The organism is Corallococcus sp. AB011P (assembly GCF_003611605.1).
Lineage (GTDB): Bacteria > Myxococcota > Myxococcia > Myxococcales > Myxococcaceae > Corallococcus > Corallococcus coralloides.
On sequence record NZ_RAVX01000043.1, the window covers coordinates 1 to 19,995 of the forward strand.

The 19,995-nt window shown below is 69.2% G+C and carries 20 protein-coding genes; 13 read left to right on the forward strand and 7 right to left on the reverse strand.

Annotated elements, in window-relative coordinates; genetic code table 11:
• Positions 1-250 precede the first annotated feature (250 nt).
• From D7X30_RS40900 to D7X30_RS40920, 5 genes are all read right to left on the reverse strand, one after another.
• On the reverse strand, positions 251-820 hold the full coding sequence (locus D7X30_RS40900) for a hypothetical protein (protein ID WP_233592114.1): 570 nt from the start codon (positions 818-820) through the stop codon (positions 251-253).
• Between the two features lie 293 nt (positions 821-1,113).
• The gene (locus D7X30_RS40905) at positions 1,114-1,710 is read right to left on the reverse strand and encodes a hypothetical protein (protein ID WP_120568403.1); all 597 of its coding nucleotides are present in this window, start codon (positions 1,708-1,710) and stop codon (positions 1,114-1,116) included.
• Complete coding sequence (locus D7X30_RS40910) at positions 1,707-2,150, reverse strand: hypothetical protein (protein WP_120568404.1); 444 nt, start codon at positions 2,148-2,150, stop codon at positions 1,707-1,709. Before D7X30_RS40910 ends, D7X30_RS40905 begins: the two co-directional genes overlap by 4 nt.
• Before the next feature lie 106 nt (positions 2,151-2,256).
• Entirely contained in the window at positions 2,257-2,673 is a 417-nt protein-coding gene (locus D7X30_RS40915; RefSeq protein WP_120568405.1) for a toxin-antitoxin system YwqK family antitoxin, read from the reverse strand.
• A 29-nt stretch (positions 2,674-2,702) separates the two neighbouring features.
• A complete protein-coding gene (locus D7X30_RS40920; protein WP_120568406.1) occupies positions 2,703-2,900 on the reverse strand; it encodes a hypothetical protein in 198 nt (65 codons plus the stop codon).
• A 208-nt stretch (positions 2,901-3,108) separates the two neighbouring features.
• Between D7X30_RS40920 and D7X30_RS40925 the strand changes: the two genes are divergently transcribed.
• The 10 genes from D7X30_RS40925 to D7X30_RS40970 all read left to right on the forward strand — a co-directional run bounded on the left by D7X30_RS40925 (position 3,109) and on the right by D7X30_RS40970 (position 14,821).
• On the forward strand, positions 3,109-4,803 hold the full coding sequence (locus D7X30_RS40925) for a metallophosphoesterase (RefSeq protein ID WP_120568407.1): 1,695 nt from the start codon (positions 3,109-3,111) through the stop codon (positions 4,801-4,803).
• 783 nt (positions 4,804-5,586) lie between these two features.
• Entirely contained in the window at positions 5,587-6,951 is a 1,365-nt protein-coding gene (locus tag D7X30_RS40930; protein WP_120568408.1) for an RsmB/NOP family class I SAM-dependent RNA methyltransferase, read from the forward strand.
• A gap of 36 nt (positions 6,952-6,987) precedes the next feature.
• The gene (locus tag D7X30_RS40935; RefSeq protein WP_120568409.1) at positions 6,988-8,760 is read left to right on the forward strand and encodes a M61 family metallopeptidase; all 1,773 of its coding nucleotides are present in this window, start codon (positions 6,988-6,990) and stop codon (positions 8,758-8,760) included.
• A 133-nt stretch (positions 8,761-8,893) separates the two neighbouring features.
• Complete coding sequence (locus D7X30_RS40940) at positions 8,894-10,201, forward strand: tol-pal system YbgF family protein (RefSeq protein ID WP_120568410.1); 1,308 nt, start codon at positions 8,894-8,896, stop codon at positions 10,199-10,201.
• 67 nt (positions 10,202-10,268) lie between these two features.
• Positions 10,269-10,658 (forward strand): carboxypeptidase-like regulatory domain-containing protein, encoded by a 390-nt coding sequence (locus D7X30_RS40945; RefSeq protein WP_233592116.1) that lies wholly within the window; start codon positions 10,269-10,271, stop codon positions 10,656-10,658.
• 279 nt (positions 10,659-10,937) lie between these two features.
• Positions 10,938-11,816: a ribonuclease HII gene (locus tag D7X30_RS40950; RefSeq protein WP_120568412.1), complete on the forward strand. Its 879-nt coding sequence runs from the start codon at positions 10,938-10,940 to the stop codon at positions 11,814-11,816.
• Positions 11,813-12,448: a hypothetical protein gene (locus tag D7X30_RS40955; protein ID WP_014398272.1), complete on the forward strand. Its 636-nt coding sequence runs from the start codon at positions 11,813-11,815 to the stop codon at positions 12,446-12,448. The genes D7X30_RS40950 and D7X30_RS40955 overlap by 4 nt, the downstream gene beginning before the upstream one ends.
• A gap of 81 nt (positions 12,449-12,529) precedes the next feature.
• The gene (locus D7X30_RS42150) at positions 12,530-13,429 is read left to right on the forward strand and encodes a peptidoglycan-binding protein (protein WP_233592117.1); all 900 of its coding nucleotides are present in this window, start codon (positions 12,530-12,532) and stop codon (positions 13,427-13,429) included.
• Positions 13,430-13,483: 54 nt separating this feature from the next.
• Positions 13,484-14,377: a hypothetical protein gene (locus D7X30_RS43915; RefSeq protein WP_199724703.1), complete on the forward strand. Its 894-nt coding sequence runs from the start codon at positions 13,484-13,486 to the stop codon at positions 14,375-14,377.
• A gap of 81 nt (positions 14,378-14,458) precedes the next feature.
• On the forward strand, positions 14,459-14,821 hold the full coding sequence (locus D7X30_RS40970) for a DUF3060 domain-containing protein (protein WP_120568413.1): 363 nt from the start codon (positions 14,459-14,461) through the stop codon (positions 14,819-14,821).
• Between the two features lie 49 nt (positions 14,822-14,870).
• Here the strand turns inward: D7X30_RS40970 and D7X30_RS40975 are convergent, their stop codons facing one another.
• Positions 14,871-16,658, reverse strand: a complete 1,788-nt coding sequence (locus tag D7X30_RS40975) for a DUF885 domain-containing protein (RefSeq protein WP_120568414.1) — start codon at positions 16,656-16,658, stop codon at positions 14,871-14,873.
• A 106-nt stretch (positions 16,659-16,764) separates the two neighbouring features.
• Here D7X30_RS40975 and D7X30_RS40980 point away from each other — a divergent pair, with 106 nt between their 5' ends.
• The 3 genes from D7X30_RS40980 to D7X30_RS40990 all read left to right on the forward strand — a co-directional run bounded on the left by D7X30_RS40980 (position 16,765) and on the right by D7X30_RS40990 (position 19,712).
• On the forward strand, positions 16,765-17,238 hold the full coding sequence (locus D7X30_RS40980; RefSeq protein ID WP_120568415.1) for a MarR family winged helix-turn-helix transcriptional regulator: 474 nt from the start codon (positions 16,765-16,767) through the stop codon (positions 17,236-17,238).
• On the forward strand, positions 17,228-17,839 hold the full coding sequence (locus tag D7X30_RS40985; protein WP_120568416.1) for a VOC family protein: 612 nt from the start codon (positions 17,228-17,230) through the stop codon (positions 17,837-17,839). The genes D7X30_RS40980 and D7X30_RS40985 overlap by 11 nt, the downstream gene beginning before the upstream one ends.
• Positions 17,840-17,990: 151 nt before the next feature.
• The gene (locus D7X30_RS40990) at positions 17,991-19,712 is read left to right on the forward strand and encodes a GMC oxidoreductase (protein WP_120568417.1); all 1,722 of its coding nucleotides are present in this window, start codon (positions 17,991-17,993) and stop codon (positions 19,710-19,712) included.
• Between the two features lie 3 nt (positions 19,713-19,715).
• Here the strand turns inward: D7X30_RS40990 and D7X30_RS43515 are convergent, their stop codons facing one another.
• Positions 19,716-19,847 (reverse strand): hypothetical protein, encoded by a 132-nt coding sequence (locus D7X30_RS43515; protein ID WP_255424234.1) that lies wholly within the window; start codon positions 19,845-19,847, stop codon positions 19,716-19,718.
• Between the last annotated feature and the right edge of the window lie 148 nt (positions 19,848-19,995).

Consider the following 19,995-nt stretch of genomic DNA (forward strand, 5'->3'; position numbering starts at 1 on the left):
GCTTCGTCGAGCGTATCCTCACGGCCGTGATGACCCTCCGCAAGCAGGAGCGCAACGTGCTCGACGCTCTCACGGCGTCCCTCGAAGCCCATCTCCACGGCACTCCCGCGCCCTCGCTCCTGCCCGGCACATAATCTCAGCTCACGCTCCGCGGCCTTCGGCCCCCGTGAACGCTTACCCCGCATGATGAACAGGCGCCCCTGGCCACGGCACCTGGAGCAGGTCGTATACCAATAGGCGGCACCTTCGTTCATGGGGATGACGCGCCTGAGGTTACGGGCTTCCCGTCCCGATAGGCGTAGCGCTCGGCCACCCGTCCGACAAACCGCTGGATGCCTTCGGGCCCCAGCTCGGGCACCTCCGGTATTCCCCAGTGCCTTTCGGCTTCGTAGACGGACGTGTCCAGCGGGTACGCAACCAGCTCTCCAGAAAGCTGCATCTTCGCCAGCCACGCATCCGCCAGGGCCTTCCGGGAGAAAACTGCGGTCACCTGGACGGCGCCCTCCCCCGTGAAGAGCCAGACACACCCGAGCGCCATCCGGCGCTGGAGGTGGCGGTGCTCCGGCAGCTCCCGCGTCGTGAACGTTGCGTTCAGGCCCAGGGAGCGAAGCGCGGCGACAGCCGCGGACGGGTCCGGAGGATCCGCGACGACGACCGCATACTCCATCGCTTCACTCCAGCGCAGACTGAAGCGCAGCCCGCTCGCTGATTCAAAGGCCCAGTTGAACTCCCGGCCTCCCGCGGTGCGCAGCGAGTCCTCCTCGATGAATCCAGGCTCTCCAAGGGGCCGGAGCTCTTCTCGGGTCGAAGCGAACGTCACGACCCAGTCTTTATCGTCGTAGTGAATCGCTACAGGGAAGGACACCGATCTCATGGAGCACCCCTGCTCGGGACATCGCCTCCCGCATCCATACACGCCCGGCGTCATGCCGCGAAGAGTGCAGGAGCACCCTCCACACGGACACGAGGCGGCGAGCCGTGTGAAGGGCCGCCTTCTCCATCGAGGAAGCTCCACACGAATGCCACGTCCGAAAAGCGGATGCCCTCCAACACAGGACGCTCCGTTCCAGGGACAGCGTCAGGACATCCATCCACCCTCCGAGAAGACCCGGTTCACCACTCGAGACCGCGATAGCTCCGACGGAACGTGTTCGCGAGGAATCGATGAATCTCGTGTTCGTCCCCATCAGGTTCCGCTGCAATGCGATGCCGGAGGGCATCCATGGCACTGGAGCAATCAAAAGACTCGGTCCACTGGCCTTCCACGAAGTGGAGCTCATGCACCACGCTGAACATCCAGATGGGCGACAAGACCCGGCTCACGACGGACTCTGATCGAGATGCAAGCCCTGGAATGAAGTCACGCGCCACCACCAGGCCTCCGGTAAACGGAACGTGCCATCCGAGCTGCTCGTAGACAGCCAGGAACGCGTCTTCCTTGAGGTGGGGCTGCTGCCCTCGAAGAACCTTCCCCTTTCCATATTTGACCTCCAGCCGATCCAGCGGCTTCAGGCCGATGCTGAATGCCTCGAGCAACAGCAGCTTCTCATCGATCCGATAGACGCAGTCGAATCCCCGGTAGCACCCGGTCGAGACCCATTGGGGCACCAGCCCCTCTTGCCTCGGGTCAAACAAACCTGTTCCCTGGACGGACATCAGCTCAAAGGGACGCTGCTCGAACACGAGAATGTCTCGGCTCTGGGCTGTCACGGGACTGGCTCTCCGGACTCACTCCCATCGAGCCCCGCTCTCACCACGGAAGACGTGACACCGTTCGCGCCCAGGAGCTTCCTCAACCACTCCATCTCCACGCGGGTCCCTTCCCTCACGACCCCGGGGATCCGGGCCTTCAGTGCGCTGGCATCGGCAAGGGTGAGCCCCAGCTCCGCCCGCAGACACTTCAGGGCCAGCACCACGTGAGCGCCCAACGCCTGGACGTCCAGTCCCCACGTTCCCTCTTCCCGGAGCAGGGCCTGACGGAACGACTCAGGCGGCATCCCGATGCCGTCCATCTCCAGCTGACCGCCGCAGTGCTCGCACCGATAGGCAGCCCAGTACCGGAGGCCGTGCCTCGCGGACTGTCCGCCGTACAGGTCGACCGCTCGGCCACAATCCCCACAGACGGTCTGCTCCACCCGCGTCGCCGACATCTGTCCTCCGGAGGGCTCGACCCGAGCCTATCCGACGAACAACTCCAGGGTCCTCCGTGTCGCTCCGTCCCAGCGAATTCGATTTCGCAAGCACAGGGGGTGCGCGTCACCAATCGATAGGAGGCCCGTCGCCAAACGCCTCCCGTATCCTGGTGATCAAATCGAAGATCGCGTCATCCGGTGAGGCTCGCCAGTCCTCCTTCAGCTGCCCCGAGTGGCTCCAGCGCCGCTCCACCACACAGACGCCGTAGAGGTAGACACAGTCTTCAATCATCGTGCCGTCAGCGAGCCAGGCACGTGAGGTCCCGTGCCGCCGATTGCGCCAGAAGAAGATCTCCTCCGCGAGCAGCCCGGACTCGTGCCAATCGCGCTCGGGGCCTTGCCGCAAGCCATCGACGTAGAAGGTTTCCTCGATGGGGATGCCCGAGCTGGACTCTACGTAGACGGACCCTGTGAAGGGCGTGTCGTGGAGGAAGACCTGCTCGGCCTCCCACGTGAGGTCATCGTAGGTCTTGAGTCGCATCGGGCACGGTCGGGTCGACGCGCCGGCGCTCAGGCCCGCGCGGCGTCATCGTACGACACGCGCAGGCCGTCGTACGTCACCGTGATGAACGGGCGCCCCATCCAGCCGCAGTGCGTGCAGACCGCGTTCGGACCGGTCGCGGTGACCCGCACCGGCAGGTCCGACTCGCACACGGGGCACCCGGCAGGCAGGGTGTACTCTCGGGTCTGGGAGTGGACTTCGGTCATGTCTTCAGGGGTAACGCAGCCTCCGGACGCCGCAAGGCGCCACCCTGCTTCCGCCTTCCCTGAAACATGCGACGCAGGCCTGTTCGTCTGTCTCTCCGCCACACCGGGCGCCCGCTCCCCTGCCTACCCCCGAACGCCTCATTCCTGGATGATCGTTGAACGATGAACGGTTGCGCCCCCGTCCCGAATGTCTCGGGCCGGAGGATTCATGGACCGGACGAAGTTTCTTTCGCTCACTGCCCTGGCTGCCCTTTTCGTGGGGGGCTTCGCCTCGTGTGACGCGCTCGCCCTGCCGCGTGATCCCTACCTTCAGAAGGTGGGCCCCGACACCGCCACCGTGGCATTCCGCCTGTCTTCGAACTGCTCCAGCGCCCAGGTGCGCTACGGCGTGGGCAATACCAGCCAGACGGCCAAATCCACCGCCACCGCGAAGATCCATGCCGTGGTCCTCACCGGCCTGTCCCCCGCCACCTCCTATACGTATTCGGTGGACGGCTGCGGTGAGACGACCCCGGCGAAGACCTTCAGCACCGCCCCCGTGCCCGGCACGCGGCGCGTGCACTTCGCCGCGGTGGGTGACTTCGGCACCGGTGGCAGCGATCAGAGGAAGGTCGCCGCCTCCATGCTCACCAACAAGCCGGAGCTCTTTGTCGCCCTGGGTGACAACGCCTACGCGTCCGGCACCGAGACCGAGTTCCAGACCAACCTCTTCACCCCCATGGCCGCCCTGCTCTCGCAGGTGCCCATGTTCGCCACGCCCGGCAATCACGAGTACGTGACCAACCAGGCCCAGCCCTACCTGGACAACCTCTACCTGCCCACCAACAACGCGGAGGGCTCGGAGCGCTACTACTCGTTCGACTGGGGGCACGTGCACTTCGTGTCCATCGACTCGAACTGCGCCGTGGGCCTGGCGTCCGCGAGCAAGTGCACGCTCGCCGCGCAGAAGGCGTTCGTGGAGAAGGACCTGGCCGCCACCACGCAGCCGTGGAAGGTCGTCTTCTTCCACCACCCGTCCTGGTCCAGCGGCGAGCACGGCTCGCAGCTCACCGTGCGCCGCCAGTTCGGCCCGCTGTTCGAGAAGTACGGCGTGGACCTGGTCCTCACCGGCCATGACCACGACTACGAGCGCAGCAAGCCCATGCTTGGTGACGCCGAGGCCGGCAAGAACGAGACGGGCATCCCCTACCTCGTCGTCGGCGGTGGCGGCGCCACCCTGCGCACGTTCGCCACGTCGCGCCCGTCCTGGAGCGTCATCCGCGACGACGCGGCCCACGGCTTCCTCGACGTGAATGTCGTCGAGGGCAACCTCACCGCGAAGCTCGTGAAGACGGACGGCGGCGTCCTGGACACGTTCACCCTCTCCAAGACGCTGCCCTCGCAGCCCGAACAGCCCCAGGGCACGCTGAACGTCGCCGTCAACAGCGCCAGCGGCGCCGCGCCCCACACGGCCTCGTTCACCGCGACGGCCTCCCAGTCCGGTGCCACCGTCACCTGGGACTTCGGTGACGGCGGCACCGCCGAAGGCCCCCAGGCCCAGCACGTCTTCGCCCAGGCCGGCACCTACACCGTGACGGCCACGGCCACCGTCAAGGGCGCCGCCCCGCTGACGGCCACCACCGTGGTCACCGTGACCTCCAACGGAACGACCGAGCCCGGGACCGACCCCGGCACCGGCTCGGGTGAGGACCCCGGCACCGGCTCGGGTGAGGACCCCGGCACCTCCCCGTCCGACCCCGACCCCCGCCCCGAGGTTCCGGGCACGCCCACGACGCCGGGCGTCACGCCGGGGGATGACTCGAATGGGGGCGGTGGCTGCGCCGCCGGCCCGTCCGCCGCCCTGATTCCCGCCGCCGCGGCCCTCGTGGCCGGGCTCGTGCGCCGCCGGCGCCGCGCCCGCTGAGCCCCCGGAGGCGGACCGCAGAAACCTGTCCGACTGTCGGACAGGTTTGGGACCACCGCGGCCCCGGCCCCGGCTGGACTGCGGCTCCGACCGCGCCACGGGAGCCTGTCCGACTGTCGGACAGGTTTGGGACCACCGCGGCCCCGGCCCTGGCTGGACTGCGGCTCCGACCGCGCCACGGGAGCCTGTCCGACTGTCGGACAGGTTTGGGACCACCGCGGCCCCGGCCCTAGCCAGGGGCAACTGCCCCAGTCAGGCCGCGCGAACTTGTCCGACAGTCGGACAGGTTTGGGCCCACCGCGGCCCCGGCCCTAGCCAGGGGCAACTGCCCCAGTCAGGCCGCGCGAACTTGTCCGACAGTCGGACAGGTTTGGGCCCACCGCGGCCGGCCCCCGGGCTCCGGGCCGCTGCCCAGCCCGGTCGCGGAATCATGTCCGACTGTCGGACAGGTTTTTCCCCCTTCTGGGGCGGAGGCGGAACGGCCTCGGGGGCCCAGGCCCGGAAAGCCCTGAAGCGGCTTCCAGACGCCTCCGGCCGGCCCCTCCAGGGCATTCCGGGGGCGTCTTTTGCGTTCCTCGCTTGTCAACGTCACCCGGGGATGCAAAGGCCCCATGCGACATGGCCACGACTCGTAAGCCTGGACCTTCCCGCGGCGGCGCCCCCAAGTCCGGCGGGCCCCGCACGTCCCGCCCTGGCGCCCCCAAGTCCGGCGGGCCCCGCACGTCCCGCCCTGGCGCGCCGAAGAAGCGCAAGGACGCCGGTGGACGCGCTGACAAACCGAAGATGAGCCGCGCCCAGCATGAACGCGCGCGCCCCAACCCCAACCGCCCCCTGCGCGAGGACCTGGTCCTCCAGGCGTGTCTGGAGGCCTACGGCGGCGTGCGCCGCGAGGGCCGCCTGTCCGACCGCGCCCTGGAGTTCGTGCTGCGCCGCAAGACGGCCCTGTACTCCACCGAGCGCCGCGCCGTGGCCGAGCGCGTCTACGCCCTGCTGCGCCGCCAGCGCACCGTGGACTTCCTCCTGGAGAAGTCGCACCGGAAGTTCGACACCCTGGACGCCACCCGCCAGGACGTCATGCGGCTCGCCGCGTCCCGCATCCTCCACGGCGAGGACCCCACCTACGTCGCGCGCTCCAGCGGGCTCACCGGCCCGGACATGTCCGTGCTCGACCGCCTGCCGGACGCCGCCGCGGACCTGGACGCCCTGCCGGAAGCGAAGCGCTTCCCCATCGCCGCGTCGCTGCCAGACTTCCTCGCGGACCGCTTCAAGGCCGTCTTCGGCAAGGATGCCGCGCGCGCCGCCGAGGCCATGAACGAGCGCGCCCCGCTCATCGTCCGCGCCAACACGCTCAAGGGCGACCGCGCCCAGCTCCAGGAGCGCCTGGCCGCGGAGGACGTGGAGTCCACCAGGCCCACTGCGCTGTCCCCCTTCGGACTGGTGATGGAGACGCGGCTCAACCTCTTCTCCCTCCAGGACTTCAAGGATGGGGGGTTCGAGATCCAGGACGAAGGCAGTCAGCTGTTGGGCATGCTCGTGGACGCGCCGCCCACCCGCGTGGTGGACGCGTGCGCGGGCGCGGGTGGCAAGACGTTGCAGCTGGCCGCGCAGATGAAGAACCGCGGCGACCTGCACGCGCTGGACGTGGACGAGGGCCGCATGGAGGACCTGCGCAAGCGCGCGCGCCGCGCCGGCGTGCACAACGTGCGCACGCAGCTCATCCCCCACGAGGGCCCGGACGCGGACGCCGCGCTCACGCCCCTGAAGGGCCTGGCGGACCGCGTGCTGGTGGACGCGCCGTGCAGCGGCACCGGCACCTTCCGCCGCAAGCCGGACGCGAGATACCGCCTCACGCCGGAGGATTTGGAGATGCACGTGGGCCGGCAGAAGGCGCTGCTCGCGCGCTTCGCCATGCTGGTGAAGCCCGGCGGCCGGCTCATCTACGGCACGTGCAGCGTGCTGCGCGAGGAGAACGAGAACGTGGTGGAGGACTTCCTGTCCAAGCACCCCGACTTCAGCGTGCGCCCCGTGGCGGAGGTGCTGGGCGCGGAGCTGGGCGCGAAGCTCGGCCCCGGTCCGTACCTGCGTCTGGCCCCGCACACCCACGGCACCGACGGCTTCTTCGGCGCCGTGCTCGTCAAGGCGAAGTAACCCCGCGGTCCCCCAATAAAGAAAGGCCCTCCGTCCATGTCGCTCGCCGTCCACTACCGCGTCGCCATGCCCCGCCCGCATGCGCACCTGTTCGAAGTGGAGGCGAGCTTCCCCGCCGGGACTGACTTTCTCGACGCGGTGATGCCGGTGTGGACGCCGGGCAGCTACCTGGTGCGCGAGTACGCCCGCCAGGTGCAGGACGTCACCGCGCTGGGCCCGGATGGCCAGCCCCTGCCGGTGCGCCGCGTGGACAAGCGCACCTGGCGCGTGGACGCGCGGGGGCAGGCCGTCACCCTGCGCTACCGCGTCTACGCGAACGAGCTGTCCGTGCGCACCAGCCACCTGGACGGCAGCCACGCCTACTTCAACGGCGCCACCATGTTCCTCTACACGGAAGGAACGCGCACCCTGCCCCACCACGTCACCGTGGACGCGCCGCAGGGCTGGCGCACGTTCTGCGCGCTGGACTCGGAAGGGGCCACCTTCCACGCGCCGGACTACGACACACTCGTGGACAGCCCCTTCGAGGTGGGCCCGCACACGCCGCTCACCTTCACCGCAGCGGGCGTGCCGCATGAAGTGGTGGTGTGGGGCGACAGCGTGCCGGACGCGGACCGGCTGTGCGCGGACATGCAGCGCATCTGCGAGGCCCAGGCGCGCATGTACGAAGGCCTGCCGCTCAAGCGCTACCTGTTCCTCGTCTACCTCACCGACAAGGGCCGCGGCGGCCTGGAGCACCAGGCCTCCACCGCGCTGCTCTTCCCGCGCACGGGCCTGTCCTCGCTCCGGGGCTGGGAGGACTTCCTCACGCTGGTGGCGCACGAGTACTTCCACCTGTGGAACATCAAGCGGGTGAAGCCGCGCGCGCTGGTGCCGTTCGACTACTCGCAGGAGAACTACACCTCGCTCTTGTGGGCCTTCGAGGGCGGCACCGCCTACTACGACAACCTCTTCGTGCGCCGCGCGGGCCTGATGTCCCCCACGCGCTACCTGGCCCGGCTGGGGGAGACCTTCTCCCTGCTGCACTCCACCCCGGGCCGCCGCGTGCAGACGCTCACGGAGGCGTCGCTCGTCAGCTGGGTGAAGCACTACCGCCCGGACGAGCACTCCACCAACAGCGCCATCTCCTACTACCTGAAGGGGGAAGTGGTGTGCGCGCTGCTGGACCTGGAGGTGCGCCGCGCCACCGGCGACGCGAAGTGCCTGGATGACGTCATGCGGTTGCTGTGGCAACGCCATGGCGACGGCTCCGGCGTCCCCGAGGACGGCGTGGAGCGGGCCGCGAGCGAGGTGGCGGGCGTGGACCTGACGCCCTTCTTCGACCGGGCGGTGCGCTCCACGGAGGACCTGGACTACGGCGTCTTCGCGCACGTGGGGCTGGAGGTGTCCTTCCGCATGCGGGAAGCCCCCAACGACAAGGGTGGCACGCCGCCGCGCCTCAAGGGCGAGCCCAAGCCCAAGGGCTGGCTGGGCGTCACCGTGCGAGGCTCCTCGACGCTGTCCACCGTACCGGAGGGCACGCCCGCGCTGGACGCGGGCCTGTATCCGGAGGACGACGTGGTGGCGCTGGACGGCTGGCGCGTGGACGGCGCGGGGCTCATCGCCCGCTGCGAGGACAAGCGCCCCGGCGACACCGTGCGGGTGACGCTGTTCCGCCGCGACCGCATGATGGAGGTGCCCGTCGTCCTGGGCCAGAAGCCCGCGGACGCCGCGTGGCTGCAGCGTGTGGAGCGCCCGACGGACGCGCAGAAGGCCGCGTTCCAGGCGTGGCTGGGGTCCCCCTGGGACGAAACTCCCGGCCCGGCATAGGCTCGTGGGCCGAATGGCCCCTTCCCCCACGACTGCCCCTCCCTCCTGCGCGGGACACCCGGCCGCCGCCGCCGGCTGGCGTTGCGAGCACTGCGAGGCCCTGCTGTGCCCCATGTGCGTGGAGACCCGGCGCATGGGCCCGGTGGAATACACCGTCTGCGTCCGGTGCGAGGGCACGGCGAACGTGCTCCTGCGCCACCGCTCCCAGCGCGCCCTCCGGACCCGCCTGCTGGACGCGCTGCGCTTTCCCTTCACTGTTCCGGGCCTGCAGACGCTCCTGGCCGTCAGCCTGATGCTGACCGTGCTGCGCGTGCTCGGGATGGGCGTGCGCATCCTCGTGGTGCTGCCCATGGCGCTCGGGCTGGGCATCTTCTGGTCCGCCTTCTTCGCGCTGGTGCGCGGCGCGGCGCGGGGCGACGCGGATCCAGAGGGCCCCGGCTTCACCAGCATCATCCAGGACAACATCGTGCCGGGCCTGCGCGGCCTGGGCGTCACCGTGGGCGTCTTCGCGCCCGCGCTCGCTCGCGCCTGGCACCTGCTGCCCTCCGCGTCCGCGTTCGACAACATCGGGCGGGCCATGCTGCTGCAGCAGACCCTGGGGGAGGCCGTCGTGCGCGAGGACCCGCTCTTCTGGGGGCTCGCCGGACTGGGACTCCTGTGGATGCCGTGGGCGCTGCTGCTGGCCGCTACGTCGCAGTCGGTGTTCGCCGCCTTGAATCCCTTGCGCACGCTCAGGTGTCTGCGGACGGTGGGCGGCGACGCGGGGCTGGTGACGGGCGTGTTCGTGCTGCTGGCGTTCGTCCACGGCGGGCTGCACTGGGGCGCGGCATGGGTGTTCTACCTGCCCGTGCCCTTCTTCTCCGGATGGCTCGCGGAGGCGCTCACGTGCCTGGTGCCCTTCGCCGCCGCCAACCTGCTGGGGCGCGTGCTGTACGTGCACGGGGACGCGATGGGCTACCTGCCCGCGCGCGACTTCCTGGAGCCCACGCTGGGTGACACCGCGCCCCAGCGCGTGCCCGTGTCCCTGCGCGAGTCCCCGGTGCCCGAAGCCCCCGCGCCCGACGCCACCGGAGTCGCAGCGCAGGTGGCCGAATTGGGCGCGGCGGTGGAGGCGCGCGACGTGGCGAAGGCGCTGGCGCTGTATGGCGCGCTCCACGTTCTGCCCCGCTTGAAGCTTTTGCCGTCACACCATCTGTTCATCGGACAGGCCGCGGCAGTGGAAGGAGATTTCCCACTGTCGGTCAAAGCGTTGGAATCCGCGGCGGACACGGCGCCGGAAGAACCCACCGCGCCCCGCGCGCTGGTGCTGCTGGCGCGCGTGCAGGGGGAGAAGTTGGGAAACACAGTGCGCGCGGAGGAGATCTACCGGTACATCGTGCATCGGTATCCGGACACAGAGGCCGCACGTTTTGCCCATGCGCGGCTGCCGCCCGCCGCCTGACACATGCATTGCAGCACCCGACCCCCGGTACCAGATTCCGTGCATGGGACGGGTTGGGGGCGTGGGGATGAGCAAGCAGTGGAAGCGGTATGGTTGGTTGGGGCTCCTCGCGAGCGTGCTGATGACGGGCTGTGATGATGCCCCCAGCGCGAACCGGCACGAGGACACCTGCGCGGAGCCGATGTCGCTGCGCGTGGAGGTGATGTCGTCGGACGGCGCGTACATCCAGGGCGCGTCCGTGACAGCCACCAACCTGGAGAGCAACGTCAGCATCACCGGCGTGACGGATGACCGGGGCGTCACCACGGCCATCAACGAAATGCTCGCGCCCAGCCCCATCCGCGTGGTGGCCACGGCGGGCTCGCACGTGACGCTCGCGGAGCGCGTGGAGTGGGCCTGCGACGAATGCCACTGCACGCCTGTTCCCGACACGGTGACGCTCAAGCTCCAGGATTGAGCCGGAAGACCCGGCAGTGAGGGCCGGCGGGCGCGGAAAATCCACCGCGTCAGGCCGTGGGGCGGTTGTGCACACCCACCTGTGCGCGGTACCACTTACGCCATGCGTCAAACCCGCATGCGCGCGTCCGCGTCGGTCCGGCTCTCCCCCAGCCTTGCCGCCCGCCCGTCTGGCCTGACGGCGTGCGAGCGGGCGTGTTGTCGCGGCACTGGTGTTCCCTCACTCCAGTAAGCCGTGCAACCGCGCTACCCGCCGGGTAGGCAATCCCGAAGGTCCCCCATGTCCGCAGAGAGTGTGCAGGCGCTGCTCGAATGCTCGGTCACCGAGCTGACCGGGCGGTTCGTCACCCAGGCGCAGCCCGTCCCCCAGGGTCTGTTGGAAGCGCTGGAGGCAGACCCCCGTCAGGGTGCGCAGGCGCTCGCGCGCAAGCTGCGCTCGCGGCAGGAGAAGAACCGGGCGGAGGGGCAGCGGCTGCGGCACCTGCTGAAGTTCGAAACAGAGCTGTGGGAGCAGGGCCTGCTGAAGGTCGCGGGTGTGGACGAGGCCGGCATGGCGCCGCTCGCGGGCCCCGTCGTCGCGGCGGCGGCCATCCTGCCCCGGGGCTACAAGCTCAAGGGGCTGGACGACTCGAAGAAGATCCTGGACCCGGACAAGCGCGAGGCATTGGCGGAAGCGCTCAAGCGCGACGTGGTGGCGTGGGCGGTGGGCCGGGCGGAGGTGGAGGAGATTGATCAGCTCAACATCTACCACGCGGGCCTGCTGGCCATGCGGCGCGCGGTGGAGGGATTGGGGCTGACGCCGGACTACGTGCTGGTGGACGCGCGCACGATTCCCCAGTGCCCGGCTCCGCAGCGCGGCATCATCAAGGGGGACTCGCTGTCCCTGAGCATCGCGGCGGCGTCCGTGCTGGCGAAGACGACGCGCGACCGGCTGATGGCCCAGTTGGATGCGCAATATCCCGGCTACGGCCTGGCGGCGCACAAGGGCTACCCCACCGCGCAGCATGTGCAGGCCATCCAGGCCTTGGGCGTGCTGCCCATCCACCGCCGGAGCTTCGGTCCGGTGCGCGAGGCGCTCGGGCTGGCGCAGCCCTCCGGGCCCGTCCCGATGCAAACGGAGCTGTTCGCCGCTACTCCTGCTCCGATGGCGAAGCGATGAGCGCGGACAGGGACATCGACGGGTGGTTGGCGGAGCGGGGCGTCACGCTGATGGACGCGCGTGCGCGGGCGAGGGGCGTGCTGGAGGAGGCAGGCCTCACGCGGCCGGGCAAGGCGCGGATGAGCGAGCCCAAGCTGCTGCGAGCGGCCGAGGTGCTGTCCGAGCGCTTCTTCCAGGTGTGCGCGGATCCCGGCTGCATCCAGGTGGCGTCGGCGAGCGGCCGGGAGCCCCTGCGCGTGGAGCCCCGGAGCCACTGCGCGCGGTGCGGCGGTTCCGCCAACCGGCGCGCGGAGGTGGCCTTCCTGGAGATGTGCCATCAGCGCGGCGTGCAGCGCGTGGTGGTGGTGGGCGGCTCCCCGGCGGTGCGTGAGGAGCTGGAAGCGAAGCTGAGCGGCCCCATCTCCCTGCGCATGGTGGACGGCACGGAGCGGCGCACGGCGGACCGCGCGAAGAGCGACCTGGAGTGGGCGGACCTGGTGCTGGTGTGGGGCGCCACGGAGCTGCACCACAAGGTGTCCACCCACTACACGCACCTGGCGTCCTCGCATCACCGCAAGGTGGTGCACGTGGTGCGCCGGGGCGTGGCCGCGCTGCTGGACGAGGCCATGATTCATTTGCAGCGCGCGCGCTAGGAAGCAAGGCGCACCTCGGAAGGAGGCTCCCGCTTCTGGCGCCTCCCCGAGCCGATTCGCATGTTGCCGGCAGGAGGCCGCATGCGAAGGAAAACACAGACATCCCGGGCACGGCCAGGCAAGGCCCGCAAGCGGAAGGCCCCCGCCGGCTACAGCCGGGCAGAGGTGCCGGGCCTCCCGTTGAAGGGCTACACGCTGCCCACGGTGGACCTGGAGCGCGGCTCGAGTGGCAGGGGAGTGAGACAACTCCAGACCGCGCTGGTGAAGCTGGGCCACATGACCCAGGCGCAGATGAACACGGGCCCTGGCACCTTCGGTGCCCAGACGGAGGGCTCGCTCAAGAAGTTCCAGAAGGCGCACGGCGTGGATGCCATTGGCGTCTATGGCCCGAAGACGCGCGCGGCGTTCAAGGCCTTGGGCGCGACCCTGGGTGGCGCGGAGACGCCCCCCACCCCTACGCCAGCGGTGCTCCGCACGAAGATCGTCGCGGAGGGACTGTGGGGGGCCGCCAACCAGGACCAGATCCACTACGCGCAGATCCGTCCCATTGACGGCCTCCGGCTGCGCCACAAGCTGCCGCTCAACATCGACTGCTCGGGCTTCGTGACGCTTTGCTACAAGTGGGCAGGAGCTCCCGACCCCAATGGCAACCGCTACAGCGGCGCGGGCTACACAGGCACGCTCGAAGCCCACATGCTTCACATTCCGTTGTCCCAGGTCCAGCCAGGGGACCTCTGCCTCTGGCAGGGCAAGCACGTGTCATTGGTCATCCAGGTCGGCGAGGATCCCCTGCTCATCTCCCACGGCTCGGAATCCGGTCCCTACGCAATCCGGACGTCGGCCCAGAAGAAGTGGTACCCGGCGGGGACGCGCCTCATCTGGCTCACCTCTCCCCAGGGAGCGAAGGCGGGCACGCGGAGGACGCCCAGCCGCGAGGACAAGGCGCGCGGTGACCCTCCCGCGGAGGAAGGGCTCTCTTAAAAGCGTGAAAAGCGCCAAGATGGACGCCTGGACATACAAACCCAGGAGTCCTGCGTGCGAAGCCTCTCATTCCGGATCACCGGCCTCGTCTCGGCGCTTGTCGTGCTGGGCGGTTGTGAGCGTCAGGAGAAGCCACCCGCGCCCCCACGGTCCGAGCCTGCTCCGGTCAAGGCCAGCACTCCCCCGCCGCCCGCGCCCGCCACGCCCTCGCGGAGCACCACCGAGCAGGAGCTGCGCGAGCGGCTGCGGTGCGAGGCGCTCCTGGGCCTCCGTGAACTGTTGGCAGGCCAGCAGCAGTATTTCGGGGAGAAGGACGCCTGGACCCCGGACGTCACCCGACTCCCCACCCCGGCGGCGTGCGCGGATGGCAGCCGCGTGCCCGCGCCGGACGCCTCCTGGCTCGCGGGTTGCCACTTCCGCTATGCGGTCTCGGTGGCCGGCTCGACGCCCGACGACAGCACCTTCAGCGTGCGCGCGGTGGGCGTGGGCGGACTCGCCGAAGGGCTCACGTACACCCTGACGCATGGGTACGCGGACGGGAAGCTCGTGCGCGTGTGGCCCTCGGAGCTCGTCCTCGAGGACTGCCATGGTGTGCGCAGGCCGGAGGGGACGCCCCTGCCAGCCCCGGTGTGCGAGGGCGCCTTCAACCTGAAGGCGCTCTTCACGGCCGAGAAGTCGTATTTCGGGGAGAAGGACCGCTACTCGGAGAGCGCCGCCCAGTTGGGCTTCCTTCCCGAGCCCTGCCTCGACGGCTCCCGCGCGCCGGTGCCCGATGACACGTGGATCGGGAGCTGTCGATTCATCTACCGCGCCGAGGTCTCAGGCACGGCGCCGGAGCAGACCTTCCTCCTCACCGCGCGCGGAATGAGTGGCCCCGTGGTGGAACAGAAGCTGACGCTGGACTCCCAGTACACCTGGAGCCCAGCGGATCCGGGCTGCGCGCCCTGACGTGTTGAATCTTTCGGCGCCCGTCACGTAGATGGGAGCCGTGCGGCATCAGGCCCGCACCTCTCGTCGGGGGACAAACGGATGAACAGGAAGCTCGGAGCAGCGGTGTTCATGATGGTGGCATGTGCCTTCGGGCCGATGACGGCCGTCGCGCAGGAGGGCTCGGGCAACATCGACATCACCGGCAATGACGAGACGGCGACCCACGCCTGTACGCCGGGCAGCACGGTGGAGATCACCGGCACGGACAACACCGTGACGCTGACCGGCGAGTGCAAGAGCGTCACCGTGAACGGCACCGACAACAAGGTGAAGGTGGAGGCCACCGGTGCCATCTCCGTGACGGGGAACTCCAACTCCGTCACCTGGAAGCGTGGACTCGGCAAGTCGAAGCCGAAGGTCAGCCGCACCGGCACGGACAACAAGGTCACGCAGGAGAAGTAGCCGTCGGACCGCGCGCCCGCTTCGTCACGGAAGCGGGCGCAGGCGGCGCTCAGCGGGACGCGGAAGGCGCTGAGTCCTCGCCGAGCAACAGCTGCCGCACGATGGGCACGGGCGGGTAGCCGTGGGAGACCACGGCGTCGTGGAAGCGCTGGAGGGTGAAGTCCTTGCCCCACTTCACCTTCGCGTCCTCGCGCAGCTCCATCAGCATCTTCTTGCCCAGCGCGTACACCAGGTACGTCGGGTCGGACGTGCCACGGCGGGCCTCGCGCTCCGCGTTGATGCGCGTCATGTACGCCTCCTGTTCGAAGAGGCTCACGGCCTGCTCGTACGTCATCCCGCGCGTGTGCAGCGACAGGCCCGCCACGTAGCGCGCCAGCCGCTGGAGGTAGAGCGCCAGCTGGTTCAGCCGCAGCCGATCGGCTTGCGGGCCCGTGCCGCCGTAGCCCTCGTCCAGCATCATCTGCTCGGTGTACAGGCCCCAGCCTTCGCTGAAGGAGCCTGAACCCAGCAGCCGGCGCACCTTGGACTGGATGCGATTGGTCCACAGGAACTGCACGTAGTGCCCGGGGTAGGCTTCGTGGATGGAGACGATGGGCAGCGCGTAGCGGTTGTAGAAGCTCATGTGCTGCGTCGTCTGCTCCGCGCTCCACGCCGGGTCCGGCGGCGTCACGTAGTAGTACGCCTCCGTCGCCTTCATCTCGAACGGGCCGGGCGTGCTCATGCTCGCGAAGGACAGCGCGCGGCTGAACACCGGCGTCTCCGCCACCTTCGCGCGCACCTCGCTGGGCACCGTGATGATGCGGTGGTCGATGAGGAACTGGCGGATGTCCTCCAGCGTCGCCGTCGTGGTGGACACCAGCTCCGCGCCAGCCGGGTGCTCCTTGCCCAGCTCGCGGTACACGTCCATGGGCGCCTTGCCCGGGGCAATCCGTCCCGCGACCTCGCGGAACTGGTCCTGCGTGCGCTTCATCTCCGCGCGCCCCCAGGCCAGCAGCGAGTCGATGCTGTCCGTGACGCCCTCCTCGTACTGGAGCTTCTGGCGGTACGTCTGCTCGCCAATGGCGAAGTCCCCCTTCGAGCGGGCCAGCAGGTCGTCCTTCAGGAAGCGGATGTAGCCATCAATGGCCTCCAGGCACCGCGCCTGCGCCCGCTTGAAGTCCTCCTGGAGCGCCGCGTCCTGCACCGGCGCGAAGGCCTGCGGCAGCGTCTGGGCGTAGAGCGAGCGCGTGCCCTTCGCCTGCTCCAGGGCAATCTCCGTCCACAGCTTCGGCGGGTTCTTCAAGTTCGCCGGCGCCGCCGCGAAGACCTCCGGCACCACCGCCATGCGCTTCACCGCCGAGCGCATCCGCTCCTCCAGTGGCGCGAAGTCGCGGTTGATGAGCTGGTACACGCCGTTGGACGCGAAGCCCAGGTAGGCGTTCGGGTTGCGCTCCCACGAGCGCACCGTCTCCAGGTCCAGGATGCGCGCGCGGAAGTGGTTCTCCAGGATGTCGTAGTCAGCCCGGTCACCGGGCGGCAGCGAAGCCCGGTCCACCGCCTGGGGCAGCGCCGAGAGCCGGTCCTTCAGGAACGCCAGGTGCGACGCCCGCTCCTCGGGCCGGAAGCCGCGCAGCTCTCCGTCATACGTGTGCACGCCCGCGGACGTGGCGGACATCGGCGAGCGGCGGAAGTGCTCCTCGAAGTACGCGTCCACGAAGCCGCGCAGCGCCACCTGCGCGGATGACTCCGCGGGCGCGGCGGCCTGCGCTTCCGTCCGCTCCGCGGGGCGAGACGTGGTGCATCCCGGGGACAGCAGCAGCAACGCGGCGAGGACGCTCGGGGTTCGCAGTGCCTTCATGGAGCCTCTGGGGGAAGGAGACGCGGGCAGCGTCGCTGAAGGCTCCTCACACGACAAGCGACCCGGAGAGTTGACATGGACCTGTCAAATTGACAGGTTCCTGCCAATGCCACCGTTGACCCAGAAAGCAGAGACCTTCAGTGCCCTGGTCCTGGAGGTGTTCCAGTTGAACGGGTTGTTGCTCCAGGCCGGAGACCGGCTGAGTGCTCCGGCGGGATTGACGAGCGCCCGCTGGCAGGTGCTGGGCGTCATCGACCATGGCCCCGCCACGGTCGCGGCCGTGGCGCGCACGATGGGGCTCGCGCGGCAGAGCGTGCAGCAGACGGCGGACGCGCTCGCGAGCGACGGGTTCGTGGAGTTCGTCGACAACCCGCATCACCAGCGCGCGAAGTGTGTCGCCCTCACGGCCGCCGGGCGCCGCGCCTTGCGCAAGGTCGAGCAGGCGCATGCCGCGTGGGCGGACCGGCTGGGCGCGAGCCTGCCTCCAACGCTCCTCGCCGCGGCGGTCGAGGGCGTCCGCGAAGCGCGCCTGCGGCTCGAAGAGGACCTGGCCGAAGCGGAGCGCTCCCATGAGAAGTGACACCAGCATCCCCCTGCTCCCCTGCGTGGAGCTCGCATCGACGCTCGAGTTCTACGCGCTGCTCGGGTTCGAGGTGACGTACCAACAACGCTCACCCAATCCCTACGCGGCGACCCAGCGGGGAGGCGCCCAACTCCACTTCTTCGGCCTGAAGGGATTGGATCCGCTGAAGGCCTTCAGCAGCTGTCTGATCATCGTGGACGAGGTGGAGGCGCTGCACGCGCGCTTCCTCGCCGCGCTGAAGAAGGCCTATGGCCGGACTCCCGTCCGGGGACTTCCACGAATGACTCGCATGCGGAAGGGACAGACGCGCTTCACCCTCACCGACCCCTCCGGCAATGCGCTGATGTTCATCCGGCGGGATGAACCCGACGGCTATGGAGATGACGGCAAGACACCGACCTCCATCCTCGGCAAGGCCCTCAAGACGGCCCGGCGCCTGCGCGACTTCAAGGGCGATGACGCCGCCGCCGCGAAGGTCCTGGATGCCGCGCTGAAGAAGCCGGACGCGGGGACGGAGCAGGAACGGGAGCAGGCGCTCGCGGACCGCGCGGAGCTGGCCGTGGCCCTGGGAGAAGTGCCCGACCCTGCGTCCCTGTAAGACGCCAGCGCTTCCTGAAGCGACGCGGGCCCTCCCGCTCGCGCGTGCGCCCCACTCCCGGGCTGTCGCGGCGTGTCAGGTGTTCGGAATGCGGCACGGCACCTGCAAACCCAAGGGCATCACCTCCACCTGTGTCGCGTGAAGAGGTCCCATGGCCGCCAATTACAAGAAGTTCTTCGCTGGCTCCCGCAACATCCCGAAGGGCATCTCGCTCGGCTATCCCGTCCCCGGTCCGCAGGAGGCCAGCGCGGATCAGATCGCCGGACAGGCGTTCTTCGCCACGCCGAACGACTGGAGCGCCATCCAGGCGTCCGCGTATGACTTCATCGTGATTGGCACCGGGCCCACCGGTGTAGCCTTCATCGAGCAGACGCTGAAGCACAACCCGAACGCGCGCATCCTGGTGCTGGAGCGGGGCGGCTTCTGGCTGCCCACGCACTACCAGATGCTGCCGCTCGCCTTCCAGGCCGCGACTGGCTCACCGCCCACCACGTACCCGTGGACCCGCACGACGCGGATGGCGACCACGGAGCTGGAGTTCTTCCAGGCCGGCTACATCCCCGTGCTGGGCGGGCGCTCCACCTATTGGAGCGCCTGGTGCCCCGCCCCGACGCCCGACCTGATGCGCGACTGGCCGCAGGAGCTGATCGACGTCACGCTCCAGCCGGGCTTCTGGGACCGCGCCCGTGCCTTCCTGCACGTCACCACGATGGACAGGGTCCACGATGGTGTCTACGGCAGCCTCCAGCATCAAATCGACGTGAACCTCCGGGAGAACTTCAAGCGCTACGTGCCCTCGGCGGAGAGCGCGTTCCCGGCGCCCATCGCCGTGGGCAATACGCCCTGGAAGGGGGTCAAGTTCTACAAGTACTCCACCGTCGGCACGCTGCTGGATCTGCAGCAATCACAGAAGGCGCTGGCGGCCCAGGGCCAGGGGCAGCCCCTGACCATCGTCGACCACTGCGTCGTGGACCGCCTGGTGCATGACAACCATGGGACGGTCACCGCGCTGGAGACGAGCCGTGGCCCGCTGGCGGTGAGCGCGGCGAAGGTCGTGCTGGCGATGGGGACCATTCCGCCCGCGACGCTGCTGATGAACTCCTTCAAGGAGGCCCTGCCAAACATTGGCAAGCGTTACACCGGCCACTTCATGTCTCACATCACGGCGCGCGTGAAGCGCTCGGCGTTCAAGGACCTGTCCGCGCTGGAGATTGGCGCCACCTACCTGGACGGCAAGGCGCCCAATGGCTTGCAGTATCACGTGCAGACCAGCGCCTTCGCCTCCGCGAACCCGGAGGCCGACGAGAGCACCATCGCCCACGAGGCCCCGGACGCGGCGGCCGTCGCGTCGATGGCGCAGCTGAAGGGCTCCGAGGACTACGTCGTGTTCGTCTGCGCGACCCTGGGCGAGGTGAGCGAGAAGAACCCCGACAACTGGATCCGCATGAACGGCGGCACCGACCCCGCCACCAACATCACCCTCCAGCTCCAGCCCGGCGTGGAGGACCACCACCTGTGGGACGTGCTCGACGAGGCGACGTATCAGTCCATCGACGTCATGGCGGGGTGCGCGGGCTGCGCGGGCCCGGAGGTCGAGTACTGGGTCGACGACGCGAGCGGCAACGGCGGCCGTTGGCAGCAGGAGCGGCCGGACCGGAAGAAGATCCGCCTGAACATCATCGTGCACGAGGCCTCGCCGCTGTGGATGGGCAGGGACCCGGCGACGTCGGTGGTCGGTCTGGATTACCGGCCGCACGGCGTACACAACGTCTACGTGACGGGCGGCGCGCTCTTCCCCACTTCGGGCTCATGGAACCCCACGCTCACCATGTGCGGCCTGGCGCAGGACCTGGCGGACCGCTTGCGCGGCTAAAGCCTACAGGAGCGCGCGGATGACCTGGATCAGGTGCTCGTCGAAATCGAACGTGCATCCGGATGTATCAGGGGCCTCATCCAGCAACCACGGCGCGAGGTCGTAATCGTCGTGGTAGGCTTTGAGGATGAGCATGCCTTCGTCGTAAGCGTTCACGGGTGGTGCTCGCCTGGGGGGGCAGTGAGGCAGCGAACGGTGGGCCTCACCACACTCGACGTGGGCTGGGGGTGATTAGAAATACTGGGACGTGGCCACGCCCGACCCGAGAGATGCGCGTATCGCG

Bases quoted from the DNA above. Each gene is read 5' to 3' on its own strand.
- D7X30_RS40910 (WP_120568404.1), bottom strand. From the start codon at position 2,150: ATGTCGGCGACGCGGGTGGAGCAGACCGTCTGTGGGGATTGTGGCCGA.
- D7X30_RS40915 (WP_120568405.1), bottom strand. From the start codon at position 2,673: ATGCGACTCAAGACCTACGATGACCTCACGTGGGAGGCCGAGCAGGTC.
- D7X30_RS40920 (WP_120568406.1), bottom strand. From the start codon at position 2,900: ATGACCGAAGTCCACTCCCAGACCCGAGAGTACACCCTGCCTGCCGGG.
- D7X30_RS40925 (WP_120568407.1), top strand. From the start codon at position 3,109: ATGGACCGGACGAAGTTTCTTTCGCTCACTGCCCTGGCTGCCCTTTTC.
- D7X30_RS40930 (WP_120568408.1), top strand. From the start codon at position 5,587: ATGAGCCGCGCCCAGCATGAACGCGCGCGCCCCAACCCCAACCGCCCC.
- D7X30_RS40935 (WP_120568409.1), top strand. From the start codon at position 6,988: ATGTCGCTCGCCGTCCACTACCGCGTCGCCATGCCCCGCCCGCATGCG.
- D7X30_RS40940 (WP_120568410.1), top strand. From the start codon at position 8,894: ATGGGCCCGGTGGAATACACCGTCTGCGTCCGGTGCGAGGGCACGGCG.
- D7X30_RS40945 (WP_233592116.1), top strand. From the start codon at position 10,269: ATGAGCAAGCAGTGGAAGCGGTATGGTTGGTTGGGGCTCCTCGCGAGC.
- D7X30_RS40950 (WP_120568412.1), top strand. From the start codon at position 10,938: ATGTCCGCAGAGAGTGTGCAGGCGCTGCTCGAATGCTCGGTCACCGAG.
- D7X30_RS40955 (WP_014398272.1), top strand. From the start codon at position 11,813: ATGAGCGCGGACAGGGACATCGACGGGTGGTTGGCGGAGCGGGGCGTC.
- D7X30_RS42150 (WP_233592117.1), top strand. From the start codon at position 12,530: ATGCGAAGGAAAACACAGACATCCCGGGCACGGCCAGGCAAGGCCCGC.
- D7X30_RS40970 (WP_120568413.1), top strand. From the start codon at position 14,459: ATGAACAGGAAGCTCGGAGCAGCGGTGTTCATGATGGTGGCATGTGCC.
- D7X30_RS40975 (WP_120568414.1), bottom strand. From the start codon at position 16,658: ATGAAGGCACTGCGAACCCCGAGCGTCCTCGCCGCGTTGCTGCTGCTG.
- D7X30_RS40980 (WP_120568415.1), top strand. From the start codon at position 16,765: ATGCCACCGTTGACCCAGAAAGCAGAGACCTTCAGTGCCCTGGTCCTG.
- D7X30_RS40985 (WP_120568416.1), top strand. From the start codon at position 17,228: ATGAGAAGTGACACCAGCATCCCCCTGCTCCCCTGCGTGGAGCTCGCA.
- D7X30_RS40990 (WP_120568417.1), top strand. From the start codon at position 17,991: ATGGCCGCCAATTACAAGAAGTTCTTCGCTGGCTCCCGCAACATCCCG.
- D7X30_RS43515 (WP_255424234.1), bottom strand. From the start codon at position 19,847: ATGCTCATCCTCAAAGCCTACCACGACGATTACGACCTCGCGCCGTGG.